The organism is Escherichia coli, from assembly GCF_036503815.1.
Classification (GTDB): Bacteria; Pseudomonadota; Gammaproteobacteria; order Enterobacterales; family Enterobacteriaceae; genus Escherichia; species Escherichia coli_F.
In genome coordinates, this window is the sequence record NZ_AP027764.1 from 3,396,413 (window position 1) to 3,423,047 (window position 26,635).

A 26,635-nucleotide genomic window follows, 5' to 3' on the forward strand; every position below is an offset into this window, starting at 1 on the left:
TTTCCACTAGCGGTTTTCAATGTTTTCAAAACTCAGCTATCAGTAAAAATCACCGGTTGCCTTTTCGGCCTGATCCATCCACACCGGTTTATCGCTGGTTTTCGACCAGACGCGGTGCAGGTAGCTGTAAAAGCGGGCGCGGTCTTTCCAGAAAAGCATGAAAGGCAGCGCCAGAACGCCCGCTGCAACCGCATAAGTACGGCGTAAAAAGATAAGCCATGCAGGATATTCTCTGTAAAGTTCCATACTTTTCTCCCCCTTTTGTATCTACCCGGTGAATGGCACCGGAAAAATGAATTCGTTTATCTGATGAAAATAGTACCGCCTTTTGTGTAATTTTACTACTCATCCGACCACTTATTTTTGCTTATTGATGGTTTATTTACATTCATCGTGTAATTAAGTTACATGAAAGTTAAATTAATACTAACCATTAGTTAAATCATGGCTTTTGCCATTTTTATACTTTTTTTACACCCCGCCCGCGGATTTTTGCGAAATCTTTGCAGCCAGAATTCTACCCTTCCGGTATCACTTTTAGGCCACTGGAGGTGCACTGTGAGTGCAGGCGTGATAGCCGGCGTATTGCTGGTGTTTTTATTACTGGGTTATCTGGTTTATGCCCTGATCAATGCGGAGGCGTTCTGATGGCTGCGCAAGGGTTCTTACTGATTGCCACGTTTTTACTGGTATTAATGGTACTGGCGCGTCCTTTAGGCAGCGGGCTGGCGTGGCTGATTAATGATATTCCTCTTCCTGGTACGACGGGCGTTGAGCGCGTACTCTTTCGTGTACTCGGCGTGTCTGACCGTGAGATGAACTGGAAGCAGTATCTCTGTGCCATTCTCGGCCTGAACATGCTGGGGCTGGCAGTGCTGTTTTTTATGTTGCTCGGTCAGCACTATCTGCCGCTTAACCCGCAGCAACTGCCGGGGCTGTCGTGGGATCTGGCGCTGAATACTGCCGTCAGCTTTGTCACTAATACCAACTGGCAATCTTACAGCGGTGAAACCACATTAAGCTATTTCAGCCAGATGGTGGGCTTAACGGTACAAAACTTTCTTTCTGCCGCCAGCGGGATTGCGGTGATTTTTGCCCTCATTCGTGCATTTACCCGCCAGAGCATGAGCACACTCGGCAATGCCTGGGTCGATCTGCTACGCATCACGTTATGGGTGTTAGCCCCGGTGGCGTTGTTGATCGCGCTGTTTTTTATTCAACAAGGTGCGTTGCAAAACTTTCTTCCCTATCAGTCGGTTACGACTGTTGAAGGGGCGCAACAGCTGTTACCAATGGGTCCGGTGGCTTCTCAGGAAGCGATCAAGATGCTCGGCACTAATGGCGGCGGTTTCTTTAATGCCAACTCATCGCATCCGTTTGAAAACCCGACCGCACTGACCAACTTCGTACAAATGCTGGCGATCTTCGTGATCCCAACGGCACTGTGCTTTGCCTTTGGCGAAGTGGCGGGCGATCGCCGTCAGGGGCGCATGTTGCTGTGGGCGATGTCGGTGATTTTTGTCATCTGCGTAGGCGTGGTGATGTGGGCAGAAGTTCAGGGTAATCCGCATCTGCTGGCGCTCGGCGCGGACAGCAGCATCAATATGGAAGGTAAAGAAAGCCGTTTCGGTGTGCTGGTCAGTAGCCTGTTTGCAGTCGTGACAACGGCGGCTTCCTGTGGCGCGGTGATTGCGATGCATGATTCGTTTACCGCTCTCGGTGGCATGGTGCCGATGTGGCTGATGCAAATTGGTGAAGTGGTATTCGGCGGTGTCGGTTCTGGTCTTTACGGCATGATGCTGTTTGTTCTGCTGGCGGTGTTTATTGCCGGGCTGATGATTGGTCGTACACCGGAATATCTGGGTAAAAAAATCGACGTACGTGAGATGAAACTGACTGCACTGGCGATTCTGGTCACCCCGACGCTGGTGCTGATGGGCGCGGCGCTGGCAATGATGACCGACGCCGGACGTAGCGCCATGCTCAACCCTGGCCCGCATGGTTTTAGCGAAGTGATGTACGCCGTGTCATCCGCCGCTAACAACAACGGCAGCGCCTTTGCCGGATTAAGCGCCAACTCTGCGTTCTGGAACTGTTTACTGGCGTTCTGCATGTTTGTCGGTCGCTTCGGGGTGATTATTCCGGTAATGGCGATTGCCGGTTCGCTGGTGAGTAAAAAGAGCCAACCCGCCAGCTCCGGCACGCTGCCAACGCACGGCCCGCTGTTTGTAGGCCTGTTAATCGGCACCGTGTTGCTGGTTGGCGCACTGACCTTTATCCCTGCCCTGGCGCTTGGTCCGGTGGCGGAATATCTCTCCTGATGATATTGAGTGAGCACTGAATATGAGTCGTAAACAACTGGCGCTATTCGAACCAACACTTGTCGTTCAGGCGCTGAAAGAAGCGGTGAAAAAATTAAACCCGCAGGCGCAATGGCGTAATCCAGTGATGTTTATCGTCTGGATCGGCAGTCTGTTAACCACCTTTATTAGCATTGCAATGGCAAGCGGCGCGATGCCTGGCAATGCGCTGTTTAGCGCGGCAATTAGCGCATGGCTGTGGGTCACCGTACTGTTCGCTAATTTCGCCGAGGCGCTGGCTGAAGGCCGCAGTAAAGCGCAGGCTAATAGTCTGAAAGGAGTGAAAAAAACCGCCTTTGCCCGCAAACTGCGCGAACCGAAATATGGCGCTGCGACAGACAAAGTTCCTGCCGATCAGCTGCGTAAAGGCGATATCGTGCTGGTAGAAGCGGGCGATATTATCCCCTGCGATGGCGAAGTTATTGAAGGTGGTGCATCGGTCGATGAAAGCGCCATCACTGGGGAATCGGCACCGGTGATCCGTGAATCCGGTGGCGATTTTGCCTCCGTCACTGGCGGCACGCGTATTCTTTCTGACTGGCTGGTGATTGAGTGCAGCGTTAACCCCGGCGAGACATTTCTGGATCGGATGATCGCGATGGTGGAAGGCGCACAGCGACGCAAAACGCCGAACGAGATTGCCCTGACCATCCTGCTGATTGCCCTGACTATCGTCTTTTTACTGGCAACCGCCACGCTGTGGCCGTTTTCCGCGTGGGGCGGTAATGCAGTCAGTGTAACGGTACTGGTGGCGCTGCTGGTCTGTCTGATTCCAACCACCATCGGTGGCCTGTTGTCAGCGATCGGCGTCGCCGGGATGAGTCGGATGCTGGGCGCGAATGTAATTGCCACCAGCGGGCGTGCAGTTGAAGCGGCGGGCGACGTGGACGTCCTGCTGCTGGATAAAACCGGTACCATCACCCTCGGTAACCGTCAGGCATCAGAGTTTATCCCTGCGCAGGGCGTAGAGGAAAAAACGCTGGCCGACGCAGCACAACTGGCTTCGCTGGCCGACGAAACGCCGGAAGGCCGCAGTATTGTGATCCTCGCCAAGCAGCGTTTTAACCTGCGCGAGCGCGATGTGCAGTCGCTTCACGCCACTTTTGTACCATTTACTGCGCAAAGTCGAATGAGCGGGATCAATATCGACAACCGTATGATCCGTAAAGGTTCTGTCGATGCCATTCGCCGCCATGTTGAGGCTAACGGTGGTCACTTCCCTGCCGATATCGATCAAAAAGTCGATCAGGTTGCGCGTCAGGGGGCCACGCCTCTGGTAGTGGTGGAAGGTTCCCGCGTGCTGGGCGTTATTGCACTGAAAGATATCGTCAAAGGCGGCATTAAAGAGCGCTTCGCCCAGCTGCGCCAAATGGGCATAAAAACGGTGATGATTACTGGCGATAACCGTCTGACTGCCGCCGCCATTGCTGCGGAAGCGGGCGTCGATGATTTTCTCGCTGAAGCGACACCGGAGGCCAAGCTGGCATTGATCCGTCAGTATCAGGCGGAAGGCCGTTTGGTGGCGATGACCGGCGACGGCACCAACGATGCTCCGGCGCTGGCGCAGGCAGATGTCGCGGTGGCGATGAACTCTGGTACTCAGGCGGCGAAAGAAGCGGGCAATATGGTGGATCTCGACTCTAACCCGACCAAGTTGATCGAGGTGGTGCATATTGGCAAACAGATGCTGATGACCCGTGGCTCGCTGACCACCTTCAGCATTGCCAACGATGTGGCGAAATACTTCGCCATTATTCCGGCGGCGTTCGCGGCAACGTATCCGCAGTTAAATGCGCTGAACATCATGCGCCTGCATTCGCCCGACTCCGCCATTCTCAGTGCGGTCATTTTCAACGCCTTGATTATCGTCTTTTTGATTCCCCTGGCGTTAAAAGGCGTGAGTTATAAACCGCTTACCGCTTCTGCCATGTTGCGCCGTAACTTATGGATTTACGGTCTGGGTGGGCTGCTGGTGCCGTTTATTGGTATCAAAGTCATTGATTTACTGCTGACCGTTTGCGGTCTGGTGTGAGGTTTACCATGAGTGGATTACGTCCGGCATTATCAACATTTCTCTTTTTGTTACTGATTACTGGCGGTGTTTACCCGCTGCTGACCACCGCGCTGGGGCAATGGTGGTTTCCCTGGCAGGCCAATGGTTCGTTGATTCGCGAAGGTGATACGGTGCGCGGCTCGGCATTAATCGGGCAGAATTTTACCGGCAACGGCTATTTTCATGGTCGCCCGTCGGCAACGGCAGAAATGCCCTATAATTCACAGGCTTCTGGCGGGAGCAATCTGGCGGTCAGTAACCCTGAGCTGGATAAACTAATAGCCGCACGCGTTGCTGCATTACGGGCCGCTAACCCGGATGCCAGCGCGAACGTTCCGGTTGAACTGGTGACGGCGTCGGCAAGCGGGCTGGACAATAACATCACCCCGCAAGCGGCGGCCTGGCAGATCCCACGCGTGGCGAAAGCGCGTAATCTCAGCGTTGAACAGCTCACGCAGCTGATCGCAAAATATAGCCAACAACCGCTGGTGAAATATATCGGCCAGCCGGTCGTCAACATTGTCGAACTCAATCTGGCGCTGGATAAGCTTGATGAATAACGAACCCTTACGTCCCGACCCCGATCGTCTGCTGGAACAAACTGCCGCGCCGCATCGGGGGAAGCTGAAAGTTTTTTTCGGTGCCTGTGCAGGCGTCGGGAAGACCTGGGCGATGCTGGCAGAAGCCCAGCGACTGCGGGCGCAAGGGCTGGATATTGTGGTTGGCGTGGTTGAAACTCACGGACGGAAAGATACCGCCGCAATGCTGGAAGGGCTGGCTGTTCTGCCGCTAAAACGCCAGGCGTACCGTGGGCGGCATATCAGCGAGTTTGATCTCGATGCCGCCCTCGCCCGCCGTCCGGCGCTGATCTTAATGGACGAACTGGCGCACAGTAATGCGCCAGGCTCTCGTCATCCTAAACGCTGGCAGGACATTGAAGAGCTGCTGGAAGCGGGCATTGATGTTTTCACTACCGTCAACGTTCAGCATCTGGAAAGCCTGAACGATGTGGTCAGCGGCGTCACCGGAATTCAGGTGCGGGAAACCGTGCCCGATCCCTTTTTTGATGCTGCCGACGACGTAGTGCTGGTGGACTTGCCCCCGGACGATCTGCGTCAACGGCTGAAAGAAGGCAAAGTCTATATTGCCGGGCAGGCGGAGCGCGCCATTGAACATTTTTTCCGCAAAGGCAATCTGATCGCCCTGCGCGAACTGGCACTGCGCCGTACTGCCGATCGCGTAGATGAACAAATGCGCGCCTGGCGGGGGCATCCTGGCGAAGAGAAAGTCTGGCACACGCGCGACGCGATCCTTTTATGCATTGGGCATAACACCGGCAGTGAGAAACTGGTCCGTGCAGCGGCGCGGCTGGCGTCACGCCTGGGAAGCGTCTGGCACGCAGTGTATGTTGAAACCCCTGCCCTGCACCGCTTACCGGAGAAAAAACGTCGGGCAATTCTCAGCGCCTTACGTCTGGCGCAGGAGCTGGGCGCGGAGACAGCAACACTTTCTGATCCGGCGGAAGAAAAAGCCGTAGTGCGTTATGCCCGTGAACATAATCTCGGCAAGATTATTCTCGGTCGCCCGGCCTCGCGCCGCTGGTGGCGTCGGGAAACGTTTGCTGACCGACTGGCGCGAATCGCCCCCGATCTCGATCAGGTGCTGGTCGCGCTTGATGAACCACCCGCCCGTACGATTAACAACGCGCCGGATAGCCGCTCTTTTAAAGACAAGTGGCGGGTACAGATTCAGGGATGCGTGGTTGCCGCCGCGTTATGCGCCGTTATCACCTTAATTGCCATGCAGTGGCTGATGGCGTTTGATGCCGCCAACCTGGTGATGCTGTATCTGCTTGGCGTGGTGGTGGTGGCGCTATTTTATGGACGCTGGCCTTCGGTGCTTGCTACCGTCATTAATGTGGTGAGTTTCGATCTCTTTTTTATCGCCCCACGCGGCACGCTCGCCGTCTCTGATGTGCAGTATCTGCTGACTTTCGCGGTGATGTTAACCGTCGGGCTGGTGATCGGGAACCTTACTGCTGGCGTGCGTTATCAGGCGCGGGTAGCCCGTTACCGCGAACAACGCACACGGCACTTATATGAAATGTCGAAAGCTCTGGCTGTGGGCCGCAGTCCGCAGGACATCGCCGCCACCAGCGAACAATTTATTGCTTCTACATTTCATGCCCGCAGCCAGGTGTTGTTGCCCGATGACAACGGTAAATTACAGCCGTTAACACATCCGCAAGGAATGACGCCGTGGGACGATGCCATCGCACAGTGGAGTTTTGATAAAGGCCTGCCTGCGGGCGCGGGCACCGATACGTTACCCGGTGTGCCATACCAGATTTTGCCGTTAAAAAGCGGTGAGAAAACCTACGGGCTGGTGGTGGTGGAACCGGGGAATCTGCGCCAGTTGATGATCCCGGAACAGCAACGCCTGCTGGAGACGTTCACGCTGTTAGTTGCCAATGCCCTGGAACGCCTGGCGCTGACCGCCAGCGAAGAACAGGCGCGGATGGCAAGCGAACGAGAACAGATCCGCAACGCCCTGCTGGCGGCGCTTTCGCATGATTTACGCACGCCGCTTACGGTGCTGTTCGGTCAGGCAGAAATCTTAACGCTCGATCTGGCAAGCGAAGGATCGCCTCACGCCCGCCAGGCCAGCGAGATTCGTCAGCATGTGCTGAACACGACCCGACTGGTGAATAATCTACTGGATATGGCGCGAATTCAGTCCGGCGGCTTTAATTTGAAGAAAGAGTGGTTAACGCTGGAAGAAGTGGTCGGCAGCGCGCTGAAAATGCTGGAACCGGGTTTATCCTCGCCCATCAATCTTTCTCTGCCAGAACCGCTGACCTTAATCCACGTTGACGGGCCACTCTTTGAACGGTTGCTGATTAATCTGCTGGAGAACGCGGTGAAATACGCGGGTACACAGGCCGAAATTGGTATCGATGCCCACGTTGAGGGCGAAAATCTACAACTGGATGTCTGGGATAACGGCCCCGGTCTTCCACAAGGCCTGGAGCAGGCGATATTCGATAAGTTTGCTCGCGGAAATAAAGAGTCGGCGGTGCCGGGTGTAGGGCTTGGGCTGGCAATTTGTCGGGCAATTGTGGATGTACACGGCGGCACCATTACCGCGTTCAACCGACCGCAAGGTGGTGCCTGTTTTCGTGTTACAATTCCCCAGCAAACTGCCCCTGAACTTGAAGAATTTCATGAGGATATGTGACAAACGTTCTGATTGTTGAAGATGAACAGGCTATTCGTCGCTTTCTGCGCACGGCGCTGGAGGGTGACGGTATGCGCGTTTTTGAAGCCGAAACGCTGCAACGGGGGCTGCTGGAAGCGGCGACTCGTAAGCCAGATTTGATTATTCTCGATCTCGGCCTGCCAGACGGTGATGGGATTGAGTTTATCCGCGACCTGCGCCAGTGGAGCGCGGTGCCGGTGATTGTGCTTTCCGCACGTAGCGAAGAGAGCGACAAAATCGCCGCGCTGGATGCCGGAGCGGATGATTACCTGAGTAAGCCATTTGGTATTGGCGAATTACAGGCCCGTCTGCGCGTTGCTTTACGCCGCCACTCTGCTACCACCGCGCCCGATCCGCTGGTGAAATTTTCTGATGTTACCGTCGATTTAGCCGCCCGCGTGATTCACCGCAGTGAGGAAGAGGTGCATCTCACCCCGATTGAATTCCGCCTGCTGGCGGTGCTGCTCAACAATGCCGGAAAAGTGCTCACCCAGCGCCAGCTTCTCAACCAGGTGTGGGGACCAAACGCGGTCGAACACAGCCACTATTTGCGTATTTATATGGGACATCTGCGACAAAAACTGGAGCAAGATCCCGCCCGCCCTCGCCATTTTATTACTGAAACCGGTATTGGGTATCGGTTTATGCTATGAATTATTATTCAATAAATACGCTTAACTAATTATTAATTCATTATTAAACCTGCCCCGAAAATTATTATTTGGCAGGTTTAATTTCTTAATGAAAATATAACCTACGAAATTGCAACATTTAAACAACAAAATAGCATCTAATATGGCGCTATTCATAATTAACGATTTATTATTTTGGGTGTGATCGTTTTTTGTTGATCTTCTTCACAGTTTATAGCCTTTTCATGGATAGAATAACTCTACCTTCAACTGACACAGCAAAAGGTAAAGGTAAATGGAAAATAATAACCGCTTAATGCCTCATATAAGGCGGACAACCCATATCATGAAGTTTGCCCATCGTAATAGTTTTGACTTTCATTTCTTTAATGCCCGTTAGTCTTCTGACTAAAGGGCACCCCAGCGTACAGGTCTCCCTGACTTTAAGCATTACAGGTTAATACCTGTATCCCTCGGTGCTCATATACTGCTAACCCTTTTAAACTCTAAATAATTCAAGTCGCAGCACTAGCAACTTGAAGTATGACGAGTATAGCCAGTTACCGGGCTGGTCTGGGTTATTGCATCTGCAAAAAGCAAACTACTGATTTATTTATCAGCGGTGGAGTTTTGCTTTTTTTCCGGCGTGATCGATTTCTCCTTTGAGAAATTGAGGACCTGCTATTACCTGAAATAAAGAGATGAACAAAATGTCAGAATTAAAAATTGCCGTTAGTCGTTCTTGCCCGGATTGTTTTTCCACTCATCGTACATGCGTGAATATTGATGAAAGTAATTATATTGACGTTGCCGCCATTATTTTATCAGTCAATGATGTTGAACGTGGAAAACTCGATGAAATAGACGCTACTGGCTATGGCATTCCTGTTTTTATTGCAACGGAAAATGAAGAACGTGTACCAGCAGAATATCTGCCACGTATTACTGGTGTCTTCGAGCATTGCGAATCACGGAAAGAATTTTACGGACGTCAGTTAGAAACCGCCGCCAGCCATTATGAAACGCAGCTGCGCCCGCCCTTCTTCCGCGCACTGGTCGATTATGTCAATCAGGGCAATAGCGCTTTTGACTGCCCGGGTCATCAGGGGGGTGAGTTTTTCCGTCGCCATCCGGCAGGCAATCAGTTCGTGGAATATTTTGGCGAAATGCTCTTCCGCTCCGACTTGTGTAATGCCGACGTAGCAATGGGCGATCTACTGATTCATGAAGGTGCGCCATGCATTGCACAGCAACATGCGGCAAAAGTGTTTAATGCCGATAAAACATACTTCGTTTTAAATGGCACTTCATCTTCTAACAAAGTGGTTTTAAACGCCCTGCTAACACCGGGTGATCTGGTGCTGTTTGACCGCAATAACCATAAATCTAACCACCACGGGGCCTTGCTACAGGCTGGTGCAACACCGGTTTATCTGGAAACAGCACGTAACCCGTATGGTTTTATCGGTGGTATTGATGCGCACTGCTTCGAAGAAAGTTATCTGCGTGAACTGATTACAGAAGTTGCACCGCAACGGGCAAAAGAGGCGCGTCCGTTCCGCCTCGCTGTGATTCAGTTAGGCACCTACGACGGTACTATTTATAACGCCCGCCAGGTGGTGGATAAAATCGGTCATCTGTGTGACTACATCCTGTTTGACTCAGCATGGGTCGGCTATGAACAGTTTATTCCGATGATGGCGGACTGTTCGCCGCTGCTACTGGAGCTTAATGAGAACGATCCGGGTATTCTGGTTACGCAATCTGTACATAAGCAGCAGGCTGGTTTTTCTCAGACTTCACAAATTCATAAAAAAGACAGCCATATCAAAGGGCAACAGCGTTATGTACCGCACAAACGCATGAACAACGCCTTTATGATGCACGCCTCCACCAGCCCGTTCTATCCGCTGTTTGCCGCACTGGATATTAACGCCAAAATGCATGAAGGTGTCAGCGGTCGTAATATGTGGATGGATTGTGTGGTTAACGGTATTAATGCCCGCAAATTGATCCTCGATAACTGTCAGCACATTCGTCCGTTCGTTCCTGAACTGGTGGATGGTAAACCCTGGCAATCGTATGAAACAGCGCAAATTGCGGTTGATCTGCGCTTCTTTAAATTTGTACCCGGTGAGCACTGGCATTCTTTTGAAGGTTACGCAGAGAACCAATACTTTGTCGATCCGTGCAAACTGTTGCTGACAACTCCTGGCATTGATGCACGTAACGGCGAATATGAAGCATTCGGTGTACCCGCGACGATTCTTGCTAACTTCCTGCGCGAAAATGGCGTAGTACCGGAAAAATGCGATCTTAACTCCATCCTCTTCCTGCTGACTCCGGCAGAAGATATGGCCAAACTGCAGCAACTTGTTGCCCTGCTGGTACGCTTCGAAAAACTACTGGAAGCTGATGCGCCTCTGGCGGAAGTATTGCCTTCCATCTACAAACAGCATGAAGAGCGCTACGCCGGTTATACCCTGCGTCAGTTGTGCCAGGAAATGCATGATTTGTATGCCCGTCACAACGTGAAACAACTGCAAAAAGAGATGTTCCGTAAGGAATACTTCCCACGCGTCAGCATGAATCCACAGGAAGCCAACTATGCCTACTTACGCGGTGAAGTGGAACTGGTTCGTCTGCCGGATGCAGAAGGCCGTATCGCAGCCGAAGGTGCGCTTCCTTATCCTCCGGGTGTGCTGTGTGTTGTTCCGGGTGAAATCTGGGGTGGTGCTGTTCTGCGTTACTTCAGCGCTCTGGAAGAAGGGATCAACCTGCTACCAGGTTTTGCACCGGAGCTGCAGGGTGTCTATATCGAAGAACATGATGGTCGTAAGCAAGTTTGGTGCTATGTCATCAAGCCTCGTGATGCGCAAAGCACCCTGCTGAAAGGGGAAAAATTATGAGTCAGGCTAAATCGAACAAGATGGGCGTCGTTCAGTTAACCATACTGACGATGGTCAACATGATGGGCTCCGGTATCATCATGCTGCCGACAAAGCTTGCCGAAGTTGGGACAATCTCAATTATCTCCTGGCTGGTGACAGCCGTAGGCTCAATGGCACTGGCGTGGGCATTCGCGAAATGCGGTATGTTCAGCCGTAAGGCAGGTGGTATGGGCGGTTATGCGGAGTATGCTTTCGGTAAATCCGGTAACTTTATGGCGAACTACACCTACGGTGTCTCGCTGCTGATTGCTAACGTCGCGATTGCTATTTCGGCGGTTGGTTACGGCACCGAATTGCTCGGCGCAAGTTTGTCACCAGTGCAGATTGGTCTGGCAACCATCGGAGTGCTGTGGATTTGTACCGTGGCTAACTTTGGTGGTGCGCGCATTACCGGGCAAATCAGTAGCATTACCGTGTGGGGGGTCATTATTCCGGTGGTAGGCCTGTGCGTTATCGGCTGGTTCTGGTTTAGCCCGACACTTTACGTTGATTCCTGGAATCCGCATCATGCACCGTTCTTCAGTGCGGTAGGTTCTTCCATCGCCATGACGCTGTGGGCTTTTCTTGGTCTGGAGTCTGCGTGTGCGAATACTGATGTAGTGGAAAACCCGGAACGTAATGTGCCAATCGCGGTACTCGGCGGTACGTTAGGTGCGGCGGTGATTTATATCGTCTCCACCAACGTGATTGCCGGGATTGTGCCCAATATGGAGCTGGCAAATTCAACGGCACCATTTGGCCTGGCCTTCGCACAGATGTTCACACCAGAAGTGGGTAAAGTCATTATGGCGCTGATGGTGATGTCCTGCTGCGGTTCACTGCTTGGCTGGCAGTTCACCATTGCCCAGGTGTTTAAATCTTCATCTGATGAAGGCTACTTCCCTAAAATTTTCTCCCGTGTGAGCAAAGTCGATGCACCAGTACAGGGAATGCTGACCATTGTCATCATCCAGAGCGGATTATCATTGATGACCATTAGCCCGTCGCTGAACAGTCAGTTCAACGTGCTGGTTAACCTGGCCGTTGTGACCAATATCATCCCGTATATTCTGTCGATGGCGGCGTTAGTCATTATTCAGAAGGTCGCCAATGTGCCACCATCAAAAGCGAAAGTAGCAAACTTTGTGGCCTTTGTTGGTGCGATGTACAGTTTCTATGCGCTGTACTCATCCGGGGAAGAAGCCATGCTGTACGGTTCCATCGTGACCTTCCTTGGTTGGACACTCTATGGTCTGGTATCACCACGCTTTGAACTGAAAAACAAACACGGTTAAAAAAGCGAAATAAAAAAGGGCGATTGAATGATCGCCCTTTCTGTTTGTTGACAAAGAGTTCGTTATTTATGCCGCATCCGGCAGGTGTAGGGTCCAAACGCGGTCGAACACAGCAACTATTTGCGTAATTATATGAGGCATTTGCGACAAAAACTGGAACAGGATCTCGTCCGCCCCGCCATTTCATTACTGAAACCGGTATTGGGTATCGGTTTATGCTTTGAAAAAAGTGGCAATGTATGGATAAAGTCATTTTTTATTCAAATATAAGGAACTTAATATTTAAAAAATGTCCCATACAATGCCTCATCATAAATGACACCGTAGCACACAAGGAGCAAGTAGCGATGCGTGAAGTGAGTCAGTTAGTAAATACTGAAGATTCAGCCTGGCCAATAATCCAGAATTGGTTAAAAGAAGCCACAAACCATGCCGAACTCTTACCGGTTAATAAAGATTTAGCCGAAACCGCACTTTATCAATTACAGGTTACAACAAAATCACCGATGGGTGCGCTTGTCTATGGCTCCGGAGGTCTGCTGATTGATAACGGTTGGTTACGCATAGCAGGCTCTGGTCACCCCCGGTTACCACGAGATCCAGCAAGTTGGACACAACGCCCTGAATTCGCAAGCGTGCGGGCTTTACCCATCGCCGATGATGTCGCAGGGGGAATTTTTGCTCTTAATGGTGGCGATCTTGGGGAGGATACTGGCTGCGTTTATTATTTTGCGCCAGATACGCTGAATTGGGAAAGTCTGGAGGTTGGATATTCTGAGTTTCTTCAGTGGGCATTATCCGGTGATTTAGATACCTTCTATGAAAATGTACGCTGGCCGCAATGGCAAGAAGACGTAATAAAATTATCGGCAACGGAAGCCTTCACTTTCTACCCTTTCTTATGGGTACAAAGTGAAGAAGCAAGAACAAGAAAAGTTATTTCGCTTACTGAACTCTGGGAAATGCAGTATCAAATGAAAGAAACAATCACGCAATAAGACATGTTCAGGTCCGGGTTTCATTCCCGGACTCGCTATTTTAATGTGTGTTTATCGCTTTCAATTCTTGCTGGCAATTTTCTGACTGACAGCGTCGCAACTCAATAATCCCGACATGCATCATCGAGCCAAAAAATCCGCTTTCGCTGACATAATCCTCATTAACTATCGGTCGAGTGCCGGGCTTACCCTGGCAAATCCTCATAAAAAATGAGGTGTAGCATTGCCATTCAGGATTTAAACCGGTCTTTTCTTGTGCTGACATATCATGAAGATAAGTAAGTTCTTTTTCGTTCCCGCCTGACAACTGCCAGCGGCGGGTATTATCAGGTAAGTTATCGCCACGGCAATTTGTCTTACACCGGGAAGGCGCAATATTTACCGCAATGCTACCCGTTAATCCTCTGGTTTTATCTTTAGGGGTCAGTAACCAGTCACCAGCTAATGATGATTGTTCAGGTTGGGCGCATGCTGTCAGCAGTAGTGTGGCGGTAATTAATGCCACTCTGACGACCAGACTCCTTTTGGTCTTCATTTTGAATTCCCTTGAGCTATTCAGTTTGTTGGCAAAGTACTCGTTGTTCATGCCGGATGCGGCGTGAACGCCTTATCCGTCCTACAAAATAGTGCAAACTCAATATATTGCACCATCTTCGTAGGCCTGATGAACGTAGCGTATCAGGCTATCATAAGTAAAAAGGGCGATCTTCCGATCGCCCTTTTTCTTATTTAATGTGTTTACGCGTTTTTCAGAACTTCGCTAACAATCTCAACCGCTTCTTTCTCGATCTGCTTGCGATGTTCTTCACCGAGGAAGCTTTCGCAGTAGATTTTGTATGCGTCTTCCGTGCCTGACGGACGCGCGGCGAACCAGCCGTTGTCAGTCATCACTTTCAGACCGCCAATAGAAGCACCGTTGCCCGGTGCCGCCGTCAGGCGCGCGGTGATCGGGTCACCTGCCAGGGTGCTGGCGCTCACCATTTCCGGAGACAGCTTAGACAGCGCCGCTTTTTGTGCGGAAGTCGCAGCTGCCTGCAAACGGTTGTAGCTCGGCGCACCAAAGCGTTTTGCCAGTTCGTTGTAGTGTTCCTGCGGGTTCTTACCGGTAACAGCAGTGATTTCCGCCGCCAGCAGACACATAATGATACCGTCTTTATCAGTAGACCACGGCGTGCCATCGAAACGCAGGAAGGAAGCCCCCGCGCTCTCTTCGCCGCCGAAGCCAAAGCTGCCGTCGAACAGACCATCCACAAACCATTTGAAACCTACCGGTACTTCTACCAGCTTACGGCCCAAATCGTTGACCACGCGGTCGATCATCGCAGAAGAAACCAGCGTTTTACCGACAGCAACATCTTTGCCCCACTGCGGACGATGCTGGAACAGGTAGTTGATCGCCACTGCCAGGTAATGGTTAGGATTCATCAAACCTGCCGGAGTGACGATACCGTGACGGTCATAATCCGGGTCGTTAGCAAATGCCAGATCGAACTTATCACGCAGTGCCAGCAGGCCCGCCATTGCACACTCGGAGGAACAGTCCATACGGATCGCGCCGTCTTTATCGAGGTGCATAAAGCGGAAGGTTTGATCGACCTGATCGTTAACGATGGTCAGGTTAAGGTTGTAATACTCGCCAATACGCTTCCAGTATTCGATACCGGAACCGCCCAGCGGATCAACGCCCAGCGTCAGGCCCGCTTTCTGAATCGCCGCCATATCAACGATATCGGCCAGACCTTCCACAAACGGCTGCACCAGATCCTGCTCTTTCACATGACCGGATGCCATCGCTTCGTCGAGGGAGATACGCTTCACACCTTTCAGGCCATCGGCCATCAGTGCGTTGGCCCTGTCTTCCACCACTTTGGTGACGTTAGTATCAGCCGGGCCACCATTTGGCGGATTGTACTTGATACCACCATCTTCCGGCGGGTTATGGGACGGTGTAATCACGATACCGTCTGCCAGCGGGCCACCTTTTTTATTGTGAACCAGGATGGCATTGGAAACGGCAGGCGTCGGAGTGAAGCCATTGTTTTCCTGCACAATGACATCAACGCCGTTCGCTGCCAGCACTTCCAGTACGGAAATGAACGCAGGCTCGGACAGGGCGTGAGTATCTTTACCCACATAGCAAGGGCCAGTGATGCCGTTTTTCGCACGTTCTTCAGCAATTGCCTGAGCGATCGCCAGAATATGCGGCTCGTTAAAGCTGTGGCGCGCTGCACTGCCACGGTGACCGGAAGTACCGAATTTCACCGCGTGCTCCGCATTCCCTGCTTCAGGTTTCAGTACATAATATTGCGCCGTCAGTTGGGCGACGTTAATCAAATCACTCTGTTGTGCAGGTTGGCCTGCACGATTGTGGATTGCCATTGCTTTGTCCTTTGTCTGCAACGTTTTAGATAGTTCCGCAAACCTTCTCAATCAATTCCGCCGGGAATTGCATCGACTGCATGATGTGTTCGATCATGCTGCATTTACGGCCGGTGTTGGTGTTGGTGATCACCCAATACGGCGTGCCTGGCACATGTTTCGGTTTGGTCTGATTACCATTTTTCAGCAGCGTTTGTTCATCTGCCGCAAAGTAAACGCGTGTACGACCGTGCAACGATTCCGTGGCCTCGGCAAACGCCTGGGCGTCAAGAGAATATAGTGTAGACAACAGCAGCATGAAGCGATTGACCGCTCGCTTTTGCTCTGCGTATTCATCCGAAAGCAAAAGTTCACGCATTGCGCGAACCTTGTCTTTAATCGTTTTGACCGGCTTCGCTTCGACGATAGCAGGTGACGCAACGCGAACCTCTTTCGTCACCGGAGCAGCAGGCTGTGATGCGGCGGAAAATTTCAACATACGCCGTAAAATGTCGGATGCGCTCTCGCCGATATGCTTAGTGTGGCTGGCAATATAGCTGTAGAGTTCATCATCAACTTCAATCGTTTTCATCTTAATCCAGTGCAGTGTCTTAGCTGAATACAAGTCGCCAGGAGTATATGAATAAATCCCGGCAGCGGATAGCGTCAAGCCTGGCTTGCAGAAAAACTCGGATTAAACCTTATTTGTTGCAGCCCTGTGGCACAATGGTCAACATAATACCCTAACCCGACAACGCGAAAAAAAGAACTTTGCCATGAAATTGAATATCCGCGCGCAAACTGCACAAAACCAGCACAATAATTCTCCCATCGTTCTTGTCCATGGTCTGTTTGGCAGCCTCGACAACCTTGGCGTACTGGCTCGCGATCTGGTAAACGATCACAATATCATCCAGGTTGATATGCGTAACCACGGTCTTTCCCCGAGAGATCCGGTGATGAGTTACCCGGCGATGGCCCAGGATCTTGTTGACACTCTGGATGCACAGCAGATCGATAAGGCAACATTTATTGGACACTCAATGGGCGGTAAAGCGGTGATGGCACTGACTGCACTGGCCCCCGATCGCATCGATAAACTGGTGGCGATTGATATTGCGCCGGTCGACTATCACGTACGCCGTCATGATGAGATTTTCGCGGCCATCAACGCAGTCAGTGAATCAGACGCACAAACACGCCAGCAAGCAGCGGCAATAATGCGCCAGCATCTTAATGAAGAAGGGGTGATTCAGTTTCTGTTGAAATCTTTTGTTGACGGGGAGTGGCGCTTTAACGTGCCAGTATTGTGGGATCAGTATCCGCATATTGTGGGTTGGGAGAAAATCCCGGCATGGGATCACCCTGCCCTGTTTATCCCAGGCGGCAATTCTCCGTATGTTAGCGAGCAGTATCGTGATGATTTACTGACACAATTTCCACAGGCACGAGCGCATGTGATTGCTGGCGCGGGTCACTGGGTCCATGCTGAAAAACCGGATGCGGTATTACGCGCTATCCGTCGCTATCTCAATGATTAACGTAACTGATTAAAAACCCAGCGTCCGCGTCGCTTTCCGCGCGTGGGCGTTGGCGTGACTCATCGCGCTGATGTATTATGGCGCGCTATCCATCCGGGCAGAGGCCTGGCTGATTGTTTCCCCCGAAGTCACCAAGATCATGGCCAAAGAACAAACGGACCGTACGACATTAGATCTGTTCGCGCACGAGCGTCGACCGGGACGACCGAAAACTAATCCGCTTTCGCGCGATGAACAGCTGCGTATTAATAAACGCAACCAGCTAAAACGCGACAAAGTACGTGGCCTTAAGCGTGTCGAACTGAAGCTGAACGCGGAAGCTGTCGAGGCACTGAACGAGCTGGCGGAATCGCGCAATATGAGCCGTAGCGAACTGATCGAAGAGATGTTAATGCAGCAACTGGCGGCGCTGCGTAGTCAGGGCATCGTTTAAATTTCCACTTTCATGTAGCACAGTGTGCAGTCCTGCTCGTTTGCTGATTCCGCAAGACTGCCTGTTCTGCTATGATTGCCTTTATCCGTGGGCAATTTTCCACCCCCATTTCAATAAGTTTCAAGAGGTTATTTCACTCATGGCTATCACTGGCATCTTTTTCGGCAGCGACACCGGTAATACCGAAAATATCGCAAAAATGATTCAAAAACAGCTTGGTAAAGACGTTGCCGATGTCCATGACATTGCAAAAAGCAGCAAAGAAGATCTGGAAGCATATGACATTCTGCTGCTGGGCATCCCAACCTGGTATTACGGCGAAGCGCAGTGTGACTGGGATGACTTCTTCCCGACTCTCGAAGAGATTGATTTCAATGGCAAACTGGTTGCGCTGTTTGGTTGTGGCGACCAGGAAGATTACGCCGAATATTTCTGCGATGCATTGGGCACCATCCGCGACATCATTGAACCGCGCGGTGCAACCATCGTTGGTCACTGGCCAACTGCGGGCTACCATTTCGAAGCATCAAAAGGTCTGGCAGATGACGACCACTTTGTCGGTCTGGCTATCGACGAAGACCGTCAGCCGGAACTGACCGCTGAACGTGTAGAAAAATGGGTTAAACAGATTTCTGAAGAGCTGCATCTCGACGAAATTCTCAATGCCTGATGTAATACGGCGTAGACTCATGTCTACGCCGTATTAATAGATAATGCCAATCAAAATAATTGCTACAAATTTGTAACTTTTGCCGTTGTACCTGTACAATGTTCCGGTGTTCAAGTGGCCTTGCCGTTGTAAATGTAAGCTGAGCCACGTTTTTATTAACAATATTTGCCAGGGACTTGTGGTTTTCATTTAGGCGTGGCAATTCTATAATGATACGCATTATCTCAAGAGCAAATTCTGTCACTTCTTCTAATGAAGTGAACCGCTTAGTAACAGGACAGATTCCGCATGACTGATAACAATACCGCCCTAAAGAAAGCTGGCCTGAAAGTAACGCTTCCTCGCTTGAAAATCCTGGAAGTTCTTCAGGAGCCGGACAACCATCACGTCAGTGCGGAAGATTTATACAAACGTCTGATCGATATGGGTGAAGAAATTGGTCTGGCTACGGTATATCGCGTACTGAACCAGTTCGACGACGCTGGTATCGTCACCCGCCACAATTTTGAAGGCGGTAAATCCGTATTTGAACTGACACAGCAACATCACCACGATCACCTGATCTGCCTCGACTGCGGCAAGGTTATCGAATTTAGTGATGATTCCATCGAAGCGCGTCAGCGTGAAATTGCCGCAAAACATGGCATTCGCCTGACTAACCACAGTCTCTATCTTTACGGTCACTGTGCCGAAGGCGATTGCCGCGAAGATGAGCACGCGCACGAAGGCAAATAAGCCAGTCTGAACGAGAAAAGCCAACCTGCGGGTTGGCTTTTTTATGCAAGGGAAATAAGAAAAGCGAGAGTTACAGCTCTCACTTATTTGTTATTACTGCGAATTTCCTGCCAGACTTTATCACAATCGGCTTTCACCGCCTGATCATTTCCGGTTTGCGTTGCACGCAGACACTGCTGATAATCCAGTACGCGTACACTTTCCTGGTCGGCAAACTGCTGATGTTGTTTCTCTTTCTTCAGCACGTTTAACACGCTCTGGCAGGCTTCAATTTTTTCCGGCGAACCTTGTGCGGTGTTGATACAGGCGCTGTATGCCTCTTTCAGACGACTGTCTTCCTGTGGCGCGGTTGATTGTGCACAAGCCACCAGCCCCGATGCCATCATGGCGATGAGAATCAGTTTTTTCATTGCAAATACCTCAAACGTGCGGCAGGCACAAAACCTGCCGCGTCGGGCATCAGAAGATGGTGAATGGTGCGATTACCATGAATTTCACGTCGCGCTCATCCTGGAAGATGTTACCGTAACCACCGCCCCAGCTTGGGATGTCGGAGTGGTTGTCGTATTCGGTGAAGTGCAGTTTGAACATCGTGCCTTTAGCACGACCGTCCTGAATGGTGTAGACCGCATCCAGGCTGTATGCAGACTCTTCAATAGTCCGGTTCTTGTCGTAGTACGCATCCGGATTGCTCTGCCAGGTAGCGGGTTTAGCATCCCATGCGTAAACGTAGGAAGCGCCGATGGCGAAGCCTGGAAGATTCCAGTTTTTCAGGTCATACATCGCACCGAAGAAGACCGCTTTTTCGCCGTTGGCGTTGAAGTCAGAACGGTTATCCCACCAGATATCCAGGCGACCGTTCGAGGAAGCGTAGGTTGGAGTCATACGTTGCAGGAAGTATCCCTGCTGGCCGTCGGCTTTAACCCAGGTGCCTTCCAGACGCAAATCCACTACGTCAGCCGCCCGGTAACCAAAGGTCAACGCCTGCAGCCAGGCAGTGCCGTCGTAAAGGTCGTTGACGCTGCGATCGTCAACTTTATCGCGCGTACCGTAGAACTGGTAGCTGGTGGTTAACGGGCTACCGGCGATATCAAATTTATAGCTGGCTTTGGCAAAATACTGATCAATATACCCTTCCGCCTGACCAAACGCCGCTTCCAGTACGAAGTTATTTTTGAAGTCGTACTTCGCCCCAAGGGAGTGTAGATAATCAACTTTGGTGGTTTTATCGTTCTGATAAAACTCATCCATTTCCAGATGCCACGGCGCTTTATATTCGTTGGTCCACATGTAGGAGAAACTCAACGCACCAGCATCGCCGTAATCAAAATTCGCCCCCGCTTCCGCCCCCTGATAAGTACCCGGCATAAAGCTACAGTGCGGCGCTAACAGCGTCTGACCGGTTGGCTGAATATAACCTGCCCGCGCCCACACCGGACCGTATTTAAATTTGGCCGCTGCTTTATACAGGCTTATACCGCTTTTATCGCCGGACCAGTCTTCGTCATAGGCTTTATTGCTTTTTGAAAACGCGATTTCATTCGGGTGAGAGCTGTCACCGTTTTCCGCCATTTCAATCGCCGTAAACGCAGCAATATCAAGGCCGAACATATCAGCAGCATAACCAGACTGAAAATCGAGGTTGGCGTTCCAGGTGGAGTGAGAAAGGTTGGTTTTGTATTTGTCGCCGTCGGTAACATCTTTACGGTCGCGTTCACGCTGCCAGTAATAGATACCGCCGGTTAAGGTTGAATCGTCGATGAATCCTTCGGCGCGAGCCTCCGGCATTGCCATAAAGCCCGACATTGCTGTAACACCGGCGATAGCCAGCGCCAGCGTACTACGTTTGCCACTAAACGTACGCATGGGTTAATCCTCTTTGACGTATAAATTGCTGCACCAAAGGTGAACAGCGAAAAAAATAAAAATTAAAAAAGTAGCGTTGAGAAAAGTCTCGCTGACTACAGGAACAGACTATTTTTCGCGACGCGAATTATCAATCTCTTTCTGTAACCAGAATGTAAGAACATGAGCAACCGCACATATTTTGATGATTTTTGTTACAAGGCTTAAGTTTGCGGTTGAAAGGCTTGCAGAAGAATAAAAGCGTGAAATTCCAGCAAGATGAAAGCGCTTACATTTTATTTAATTATGTTTTATGACTTTAAATTTATTTTATGGATAAATTGCGAAGCGGAATTAATTCGCGAAGAAAAGCAGAAAAAAACGCCGCAGAACGCGGCGTTTCGGATTGTTTGCATATTTCTTGCCGGATGCGACGTAAACGCCTCACCCGGCCTGGTAGAACTTAAAATTACTCGCCTACTTTCGCCCAGGTATCACGCAGCCCAACGGTGCGGTTAAATACCGGTTTTTCCGCCGTAGAATGGCGGCTGTCGAGGCAGAAATAACCTTCACGCTCAAACTGGAATGCTTTACCCGCAACCGCATCTTTCAGCGACGGTTCAGCAAAGCCCTGTTTGATCACCAGCGATTCCGGGTTAATCACCGACAGGAAATCATCCGCAGCACCTGGGTTAGGCACGCTGAACAGACGATCATACAAACGGATTTCAACCGGCAGCGCATGTGCCGCGCTCACCCAGTGAATAACGCCTTTCACTTTACGACCATCTGCCGGATCTTTGCTTAAGGTGTCGGCGTCATAAGTACAGAAGATGGTGGTGATATTACCTTCGGCATCTTTCTCCACGCGTTCTGCCTTAATGACGTAAGCATTACGCAGACGCACTTCTTTACCCAGCACCAGACGCTTGTACTGCTTGTTAGCTTCTTCGCGGAAATCGGCGCGATCGATCCAAATCTCACCGCTAAACGGCACCTGACGGCTCCCCATTTCCGGTTTGTTCGGATGGTTCGGCATGGTAACCATTTCGCCTTCGCCCTGATAGTTTTCGATAACCAGTTTCACCGGATCGATAACCGCCATTGCGCGCGGGGCGTTTTCGTTGAGATCTTCACGGATGCAGGATTCCAGCGACGCCATTTCAATGGTGTTGTCCTGCTTGGTCACGCCGATGCGTTTGCAGAACTCACGAATAGAAGCCGCAGTGTAACCACGACGACGCAGACCGGAAATGGTCGGCATACGCGGGTCATCCCAGCCTTCAACGTGCTTGTCGGTCACCAGCAGGTTCAGCTTACGCTTGGACATCACGGTGTATTCCAGATTCAGGCGCGAGAATTCGTACTGGCGCGGATGAACAGGAATGGTGATGTTGTCCAGTACCCAGTCATACAGACGACGGTTATCCTGGAACTCCAGCGTACACAGAGAGTGTGTAATACCTTCCAGCGCATCGCTGATGCAGTGGGTGAAGTCGTACATCGGGTAGATGCACCACTTGTTACCGGTCTGGTGGTGTTCAGCAAACTTAATGCGGTACAGCACCGGATCGCGCATCACGATAAACGGCGAAGCCATGTCGATTTTCGCGCGCAGGCAGGCTTTACCTTCTTCAAAACCGCCGGTACGCATTTTCTCGAACAGCGCCAGGTTCTCTTCAACGCTGCGGTCGCGGTACGGGCTGTTTTTACCCGGCTGCGTCAGGGTGCCACGGTATTCGCGGATCTGTTCCGGCGTCAGCTCATCAACATACGCCAGGCCTTTATTGATCAGTTCAACAGCATAGGCGTGGAGCTGATCAAAATAATCGGAGGAGTAACGGACGTTACCAGACCAGTGAAAACCTAACCACTCTACGTCGTTTTTGATCGAATCGACATACTCGATATCTTCTTTTACCGGGTTAGTGTCGTCGAAACGCAGGTTGCACTGGCCTTTATAGTCCTGGGCGATCCCGAAGTTCAGGCAGATAGATTTCGCATGGCCAATATGCAGATAGCCATTCGGCTCCGGCGGGAAACGGGTGTGTACTGTGGTGTGCTTACCACTGGCCAGATCTTCATCGATGATCTGACGGATAAAGTTAGTCGGGCGGGCTTCTGCCTCACTCATCGTGGATTCCTCAAAGCGTAAACAACGTATAACGGCGTATGATCTTATAAGCGGGACAGGCTGACAACTGTTAGTTAGTGAAAATCGAAAATCTCACTGAGATTATGGGGATGATTGATGAAAAAAAAAGCGGCAGAGAAGATCTCCACCGCTTTTGCCAGTCCTGCGTCATTGTTGGATGCGACGCTTAAGCGTCTTATCCAACCTGGACTGAGCTTTTGTAGGCCTGATAAGACGCGTCATGCGTCGCATCAGGCATGAAGCAGATTACTTTTTGATTTCATACAGCGGCGTTTGACCCGCCACAACATGACCCTGAGCTTTAATGATAAGGCCGCTGAAATCGTCGATATTGCTGCAAACCACCGGGCTAATCATCGAACGGGCGTTAGCGTTCAGGTAATCCAGATCCATTTCCAGAATCGGTTGCCCTGCGCTTACTTGCGCCCCCTCTTCCACCAGACGTTTAAAGCCTTTGCCTTCCAGCGCTACGGTGTCGATACCCATATGGACGACAATCTCAGCGCCTTTTTCGGTTTCCAGGCAGAACGCGTGATTGGTGTTGAAGATTTTCACGATTGTCCCTGCGGCTGGCGATACGACGATTTTATCCGTCGGTTTCACCGCCACACCGTCACCCACCGCTTTGCTGGCAAATGCTTCGTCAGGAACCTGATCCAGCGCCACAACATCACCGGTAATCGGCGATACCAGCTCCGCGACAGACACCGCGTTTGGTACGGCCTGCGGTTTTGCTACAGGCACGGTAGTTGCAGGCGCAGTTTCAGCAGAGGCGGCTGCTACCGGACCACGGGCAACGACTTTCTTCATTGCATCGCCAATGGATTCCGCTTTCGCGCCAACAATCACCTGAATAGTCTGTTTGTTCAGTTTTACCACCCCAGAAGCACCCAGACGTTTACACATCGCATCGTTGACGCGAGCTGAGTCAGCCACCGTCAGGCGCAGACGAGTAATACAGGCGTCAATGGCTTTCAGGTTGTCAGTGCCGCCAACCGCAGCAATATAGTTGGTCGCCAGTTGATTGAGACCTTCTTCAGTGTTGCTGTTGGCTTCTTCAGTAACGATCTCGTCTTCTTTATCTTCGCGACCCGGCGTTTTCAGATTGAACATGCGGATAACCACACTGAACACCACGAAGTAGATAGCGAAGAACACAACCCCCATCACCAGCAGCATCCAGACGTTCTGGCTGGCGGCCGGCAGGTTATACATCAACGCGTAGTCGATAGCCCCCGCAGAGAAGGAGAAGCCCGCGTGGATACCCAGCAGCGTTGCCACAAACAGGCTGATACCGGTCAGCAGTGCGTGCAGGAGGTACAGCAGCGGTGCAAGGAACATGAACAGGAATTCCAGCGGCTCAGTCACACCGGTCAGGAACGCAGTAACAGCAACAGAAAGCAGCATACCGCCAACCATCGGACGACGCTCTTTCGGTGCTGCGAAGTACATCGCCAGCGCTGCACCCGGCAGACCGAACATCATAATCGGGAAGAAGCCGGACATGAACATCCCCGCCGTGCCGTCACCGGCATAGAAGCGGTTAATGTCGCCGTGGAAAACAGTACCCGCCGCGTTGGTGAATTCACCAATCTGGAACCAGGCGATGGTGTTCAGCACCTGATGCAGACCGGTTGGGATCAGCAGACGGTTGATGAAACCAAAGATACCGGAACCCAGCGCGCCCGCAGAAACGATCCATTCGCCGCCTGCATGGATAGCGTGCTGTACCGGTGGCCAGACGTAACCAAAAATGGCCGCCAGCACCAGGCAGAAGAAGCCGGTGGCGATCGGCACAAAACGTTTGCCGCCGAAGAAGCTCAGGAAGTCCGGCAGTTTAATATCGGACCAACGGTTATAGGCAGCACCACCGACCAGACCGGTAATGATACCCGCCAGTACACCCATGTTAATTTCTGGGTTGATGGTCACCATCGCTTTGGTTAACACAAAGTAACCGACCGCACCCGCCAGCGCCGCCGCACCTGCGCTGTCTTTCGACCAGCTGGATGCCACACCGATGGCGAAGATTAATGCGAGGTTATCAAAAATCGCACCGCCCGCCTGGGCAATAAACGCAACGTTAAGTAAATCTGGCTGACCGAATCGCAGCAACAGTGCCGCCACCGGCAGCACCGCGATAGGGAGCTGTAACGCCCTACCGAGTCGCTGGAAAAAACCTAAAATATTCATCTTATTCCCCCTACGAGAACCCTATTTGGCTCGTTTAAAGCCGTATTTTTATTTTGCTGCAAATTGTACTGCCGATGTTCTGTAATCAGATTGTTAGATCATCTGCTACAGAGTGTGTGAAAATTTAATTCGTATCGCAAATTAAACGCGTGTCTTTTGTGAGTTTTGTCACCAAATATCGTTATCATCACTCCCTTTTACTGGCTAAACCAGAAAACTTATTTTATCATTCAAAAAATCAGGTCGGATTGACGCCTGTCTGCGCAAATCCAGGTTACGCTTAAAGATGCCTAATCCGCCAACGGCTTACATTTTACTTACTGAGGTGAATAATGAGACTGATCCCCCTGACTACCGCTGAACAGGTCGGCAAATGGGCTGCTCGCCATATCGTCAATCGTATCAATGCGTTCAAACCGACTGCCGATCGTCCGTTTGTTCTGGGCCTGCCGACTGGCGGCACGCCGATGACCACCTATAAAGCGTTAGTCGAAATGCATAAAGCAGGCCAGGTCAGCTTTAAGCACGTTGTCACCTTCAACATGGACGAATATGTCGGTCTGCCGAAAGAGCATCCGGAAAGCTACTACAGCTTTATGCACCGTAACTTCTTCGATCACGTTGATATTCCAGCAGAAAACATCAATCTTCTCAACGGCAACGCCCCGGATATCGACGCCGAGTGCCGCCAGTATGAAGAAAAAATCCGTTCTTACGGAAAAATTCATCTGTTTATGGGCGGTGTAGGTAACGACGGTCATATTGCATTTAACGAACCAGCGTCTTCTCTGGCTTCTCGTACTCGTATCAAAACCCTGACTCATGACACTCGCGTCGCGAACTCTCGTTTCTTTGATAACGATGTCAATCAGGTGCCAAAATATGCCCTGACTGTCGGTGTTGGTACATTGTTGGATGCCGAAGAAGTAATGATTCTGGTGCTGGGCAGCCAGAAAGCACTGGCGCTGCAAGCCGCCGTTGAAGGTTGCGTGAACCACATGTGGACCATCAGCTGTCTGCAACTGCATCCGAAAGCCATCATGGTGTGCGATGAACCTTCCACCATGGAGCTGAAAGTTAAGACTTTAAGATATTTCAATGAGTTAGAAGCAGAAAATATCAAAGGTCTGTAATTATTATCCCTGCCCTGACGCATTGCTCAGGGCAATATTTTTTTAA

25 protein-coding genes and 1 pseudogene are annotated in these 26,635 nt (G+C 51.1%); 18 read left to right on the plus strand and 8 right to left on the minus strand.

Features of this window, described 5'->3' with window-relative positions; all coding sequences use genetic code 11:
- Positions 1 to 39 precede the first annotated feature (39 nt).
- Complete coding sequence (gene ybfA / locus AABJ99_RS16330) at positions 40 to 246, minus strand: YbfA family protein (protein ID WP_000424924.1); 207 nt, start codon at positions 244 to 246, stop codon at positions 40 to 42.
- A gap of 312 nt (positions 247 to 558) precedes the next feature.
- On the opposite strand from ybfA, the gene kdpF reads away from it, so the two are divergent.
- The 12 genes and pseudogenes from kdpF to AABJ99_RS16390 all read left to right on the plus strand — a co-directional run bounded on the left by kdpF (position 559) and on the right by AABJ99_RS16390 (position 13,526).
- Complete coding sequence (gene kdpF, locus AABJ99_RS16335; RefSeq protein WP_001365534.1) at positions 559 to 648, plus strand: K(+)-transporting ATPase subunit F; 90 nt, start codon at positions 559 to 561, stop codon at positions 646 to 648.
- Positions 648 to 2,321, plus strand: coding sequence for a potassium-transporting ATPase subunit KdpA (gene kdpA, locus AABJ99_RS16340; RefSeq protein WP_039021224.1), 1,674 nt, complete (start codon positions 648 to 650; stop codon positions 2,319 to 2,321). Before kdpF ends, kdpA begins: the two co-directional genes overlap by 1 nt.
- A 22-nt stretch (positions 2,322 to 2,343) precedes the next feature.
- Complete coding sequence (kdpB, locus tag AABJ99_RS16345; RefSeq protein WP_039021223.1) at positions 2,344 to 4,392, plus strand: potassium-transporting ATPase subunit KdpB; 2,049 nt, start codon at positions 2,344 to 2,346, stop codon at positions 4,390 to 4,392.
- An 8-nt stretch (positions 4,393 to 4,400) separates the two neighbouring features.
- Positions 4,401 to 4,973 carry a K(+)-transporting ATPase subunit C gene (gene kdpC / locus AABJ99_RS16350; RefSeq protein ID WP_039021222.1) on the plus strand — a complete coding sequence of 191 codons (573 nt, stop codon included), beginning with the start codon at positions 4,401 to 4,403 and terminating at the stop codon, positions 4,971 to 4,973.
- On the plus strand, positions 4,966 to 7,650 hold the full coding sequence (gene kdpD, locus AABJ99_RS16355; RefSeq protein WP_039021221.1) for a two-component system sensor histidine kinase KdpD: 2,685 nt from the start codon (positions 4,966 to 4,968) through the stop codon (positions 7,648 to 7,650). Before kdpC ends, kdpD begins: the two co-directional genes overlap by 8 nt.
- Positions 7,647 to 8,324, plus strand: coding sequence for a two-component system response regulator KdpE (kdpE, locus tag AABJ99_RS16360; protein WP_039021220.1), 678 nt, complete (start codon positions 7,647 to 7,649; stop codon positions 8,322 to 8,324). Before kdpD ends, kdpE begins: the two co-directional genes overlap by 4 nt.
- A 164-nt stretch (positions 8,325 to 8,488) precedes the next feature.
- Complete coding sequence (locus AABJ99_RS16365; RefSeq protein ID WP_072039619.1) at positions 8,489 to 8,620, plus strand: TonB-dependent receptor; 132 nt, start codon at positions 8,489 to 8,491, stop codon at positions 8,618 to 8,620.
- The gene (gene speFL / locus AABJ99_RS16370) at positions 8,599 to 8,703 is read left to right on the plus strand and encodes a leader peptide SpeFL (RefSeq protein ID WP_001312672.1); all 105 of its coding nucleotides are present in this window, start codon (positions 8,599 to 8,601) and stop codon (positions 8,701 to 8,703) included. The genes AABJ99_RS16365 and speFL overlap by 22 nt, the downstream gene beginning before the upstream one ends.
- 310 nt (positions 8,704 to 9,013) lie before the next feature.
- Positions 9,014 to 11,212 (plus strand): ornithine decarboxylase SpeF, encoded by a 2,199-nt coding sequence (gene speF, locus AABJ99_RS16375; protein WP_039021241.1) that lies wholly within the window; start codon positions 9,014 to 9,016, stop codon positions 11,210 to 11,212.
- On the plus strand, positions 11,209 to 12,528 hold the full coding sequence (gene potE / locus AABJ99_RS16380; RefSeq protein WP_338387380.1) for a putrescine-ornithine antiporter: 1,320 nt from the start codon (positions 11,209 to 11,211) through the stop codon (positions 12,526 to 12,528). The genes speF and potE overlap by 4 nt, the downstream gene beginning before the upstream one ends.
- A 90-nt stretch (positions 12,529 to 12,618) precedes the next feature.
- Positions 12,619 to 12,752: pseudogene (locus tag AABJ99_RS16385) on the plus strand (winged helix-turn-helix domain-containing protein); the annotation flags it as partial.
- Between the two features lie 123 nt (positions 12,753 to 12,875).
- Positions 12,876 to 13,526: a DUF2625 domain-containing protein gene (locus tag AABJ99_RS16390; protein WP_001209504.1), complete on the plus strand. Its 651-nt coding sequence runs from the start codon at positions 12,876 to 12,878 to the stop codon at positions 13,524 to 13,526.
- 40 nt (positions 13,527 to 13,566) lie between these two features.
- Here AABJ99_RS16390 and AABJ99_RS16395 read toward each other — a convergent pair whose 3' ends face one another.
- The 3 genes from AABJ99_RS16395 to seqA form a co-directional block, all read right to left on the minus strand.
- Positions 13,567 to 14,061: a hypothetical protein gene (locus AABJ99_RS16395; RefSeq protein ID WP_024218660.1), complete on the minus strand. Its 495-nt coding sequence runs from the start codon at positions 14,059 to 14,061 to the stop codon at positions 13,567 to 13,569.
- Positions 14,062 to 14,264: 203 nt separating this feature from the next.
- Entirely contained in the window at positions 14,265 to 15,905 is a 1,641-nt protein-coding gene (gene pgm, locus AABJ99_RS16400) for a phosphoglucomutase (alpha-D-glucose-1,6-bisphosphate-dependent) (RefSeq protein WP_001295675.1), read from the minus strand.
- 25 nt (positions 15,906 to 15,930) lie between these two features.
- Entirely contained in the window at positions 15,931 to 16,476 is a 546-nt protein-coding gene (seqA, locus tag AABJ99_RS16405) for a replication initiation negative regulator SeqA (protein ID WP_000848387.1), read from the minus strand.
- Positions 16,477 to 16,660: 184 nt separating this feature from the next.
- Here seqA and ybfF point away from each other — a divergent pair, with 184 nt between their 5' ends.
- The 5 genes from ybfF (at position 16,661) to fur (ending at position 19,263) form a co-directional block, all read left to right on the plus strand.
- Positions 16,661 to 17,425, plus strand: coding sequence for an esterase (gene ybfF / locus AABJ99_RS16410; RefSeq protein ID WP_032302685.1), 765 nt, complete (start codon positions 16,661 to 16,663; stop codon positions 17,423 to 17,425).
- A 139-nt stretch (positions 17,426 to 17,564) separates the two neighbouring features.
- A complete protein-coding gene (ybfE, locus tag AABJ99_RS16415; protein ID WP_001300829.1) occupies positions 17,565 to 17,858 on the plus strand; it encodes a LexA regulated protein in 294 nt (97 codons plus the stop codon).
- Positions 17,859 to 17,997: 139 nt separating this feature from the next.
- The gene (gene fldA / locus AABJ99_RS16420; protein WP_001018618.1) at positions 17,998 to 18,528 is read left to right on the plus strand and encodes a flavodoxin FldA; all 531 of its coding nucleotides are present in this window, start codon (positions 17,998 to 18,000) and stop codon (positions 18,526 to 18,528) included.
- 209 nt (positions 18,529 to 18,737) lie between these two features.
- Positions 18,738 to 18,824, plus strand: a complete 87-nt coding sequence (gene uof, locus AABJ99_RS16425) for a fur leader peptide (protein WP_001406816.1) — start codon at positions 18,738 to 18,740, stop codon at positions 18,822 to 18,824.
- Positions 18,817 to 19,263 carry a ferric iron uptake transcriptional regulator gene (gene fur / locus AABJ99_RS16430; RefSeq protein WP_000131702.1) on the plus strand — a complete coding sequence of 149 codons (447 nt, stop codon included), beginning with the start codon at positions 18,817 to 18,819 and terminating at the stop codon, positions 19,261 to 19,263. Before uof ends, fur begins: the two co-directional genes overlap by 8 nt.
- Positions 19,264 to 19,346: 83 nt before the next feature.
- On the opposite strand, the gene chiQ is transcribed toward fur, so the two are convergent.
- From chiQ to nagE, 4 genes are all read right to left on the minus strand, one after another.
- On the minus strand, positions 19,347 to 19,673 hold the full coding sequence (chiQ, locus tag AABJ99_RS16435) for a ChiQ/YbfN family lipoprotein (RefSeq protein WP_000733592.1): 327 nt from the start codon (positions 19,671 to 19,673) through the stop codon (positions 19,347 to 19,349).
- A gap of 49 nt (positions 19,674 to 19,722) precedes the next feature.
- Positions 19,723 to 21,129 (minus strand): chitoporin ChiP, encoded by a 1,407-nt coding sequence (gene chiP, locus AABJ99_RS16440; protein WP_039021217.1) that lies wholly within the window; start codon positions 21,127 to 21,129, stop codon positions 19,723 to 19,725.
- Positions 21,130 to 21,577: 448 nt separating this feature from the next.
- Positions 21,578 to 23,242 carry a glutamine--tRNA ligase gene (gene glnS, locus AABJ99_RS16445; protein ID WP_039021216.1) on the minus strand — a complete coding sequence of 555 codons (1,665 nt, stop codon included), beginning with the start codon at positions 23,240 to 23,242 and terminating at the stop codon, positions 21,578 to 21,580.
- 267 nt (positions 23,243 to 23,509) lie between these two features.
- Positions 23,510 to 25,456 carry a PTS N-acetyl glucosamine transporter subunit IIABC gene (gene nagE / locus AABJ99_RS16450; RefSeq protein WP_001023131.1) on the minus strand — a complete coding sequence of 649 codons (1,947 nt, stop codon included), beginning with the start codon at positions 25,454 to 25,456 and terminating at the stop codon, positions 23,510 to 23,512.
- A gap of 332 nt (positions 25,457 to 25,788) precedes the next feature.
- On the opposite strand from nagE, the gene nagB reads away from it, so the two are divergent.
- Entirely contained in the window at positions 25,789 to 26,589 is an 801-nt protein-coding gene (gene nagB, locus AABJ99_RS16455; protein WP_001237072.1) for a glucosamine-6-phosphate deaminase, read from the plus strand.
- Positions 26,590 to 26,635: the final 46 nt, after the last annotated feature.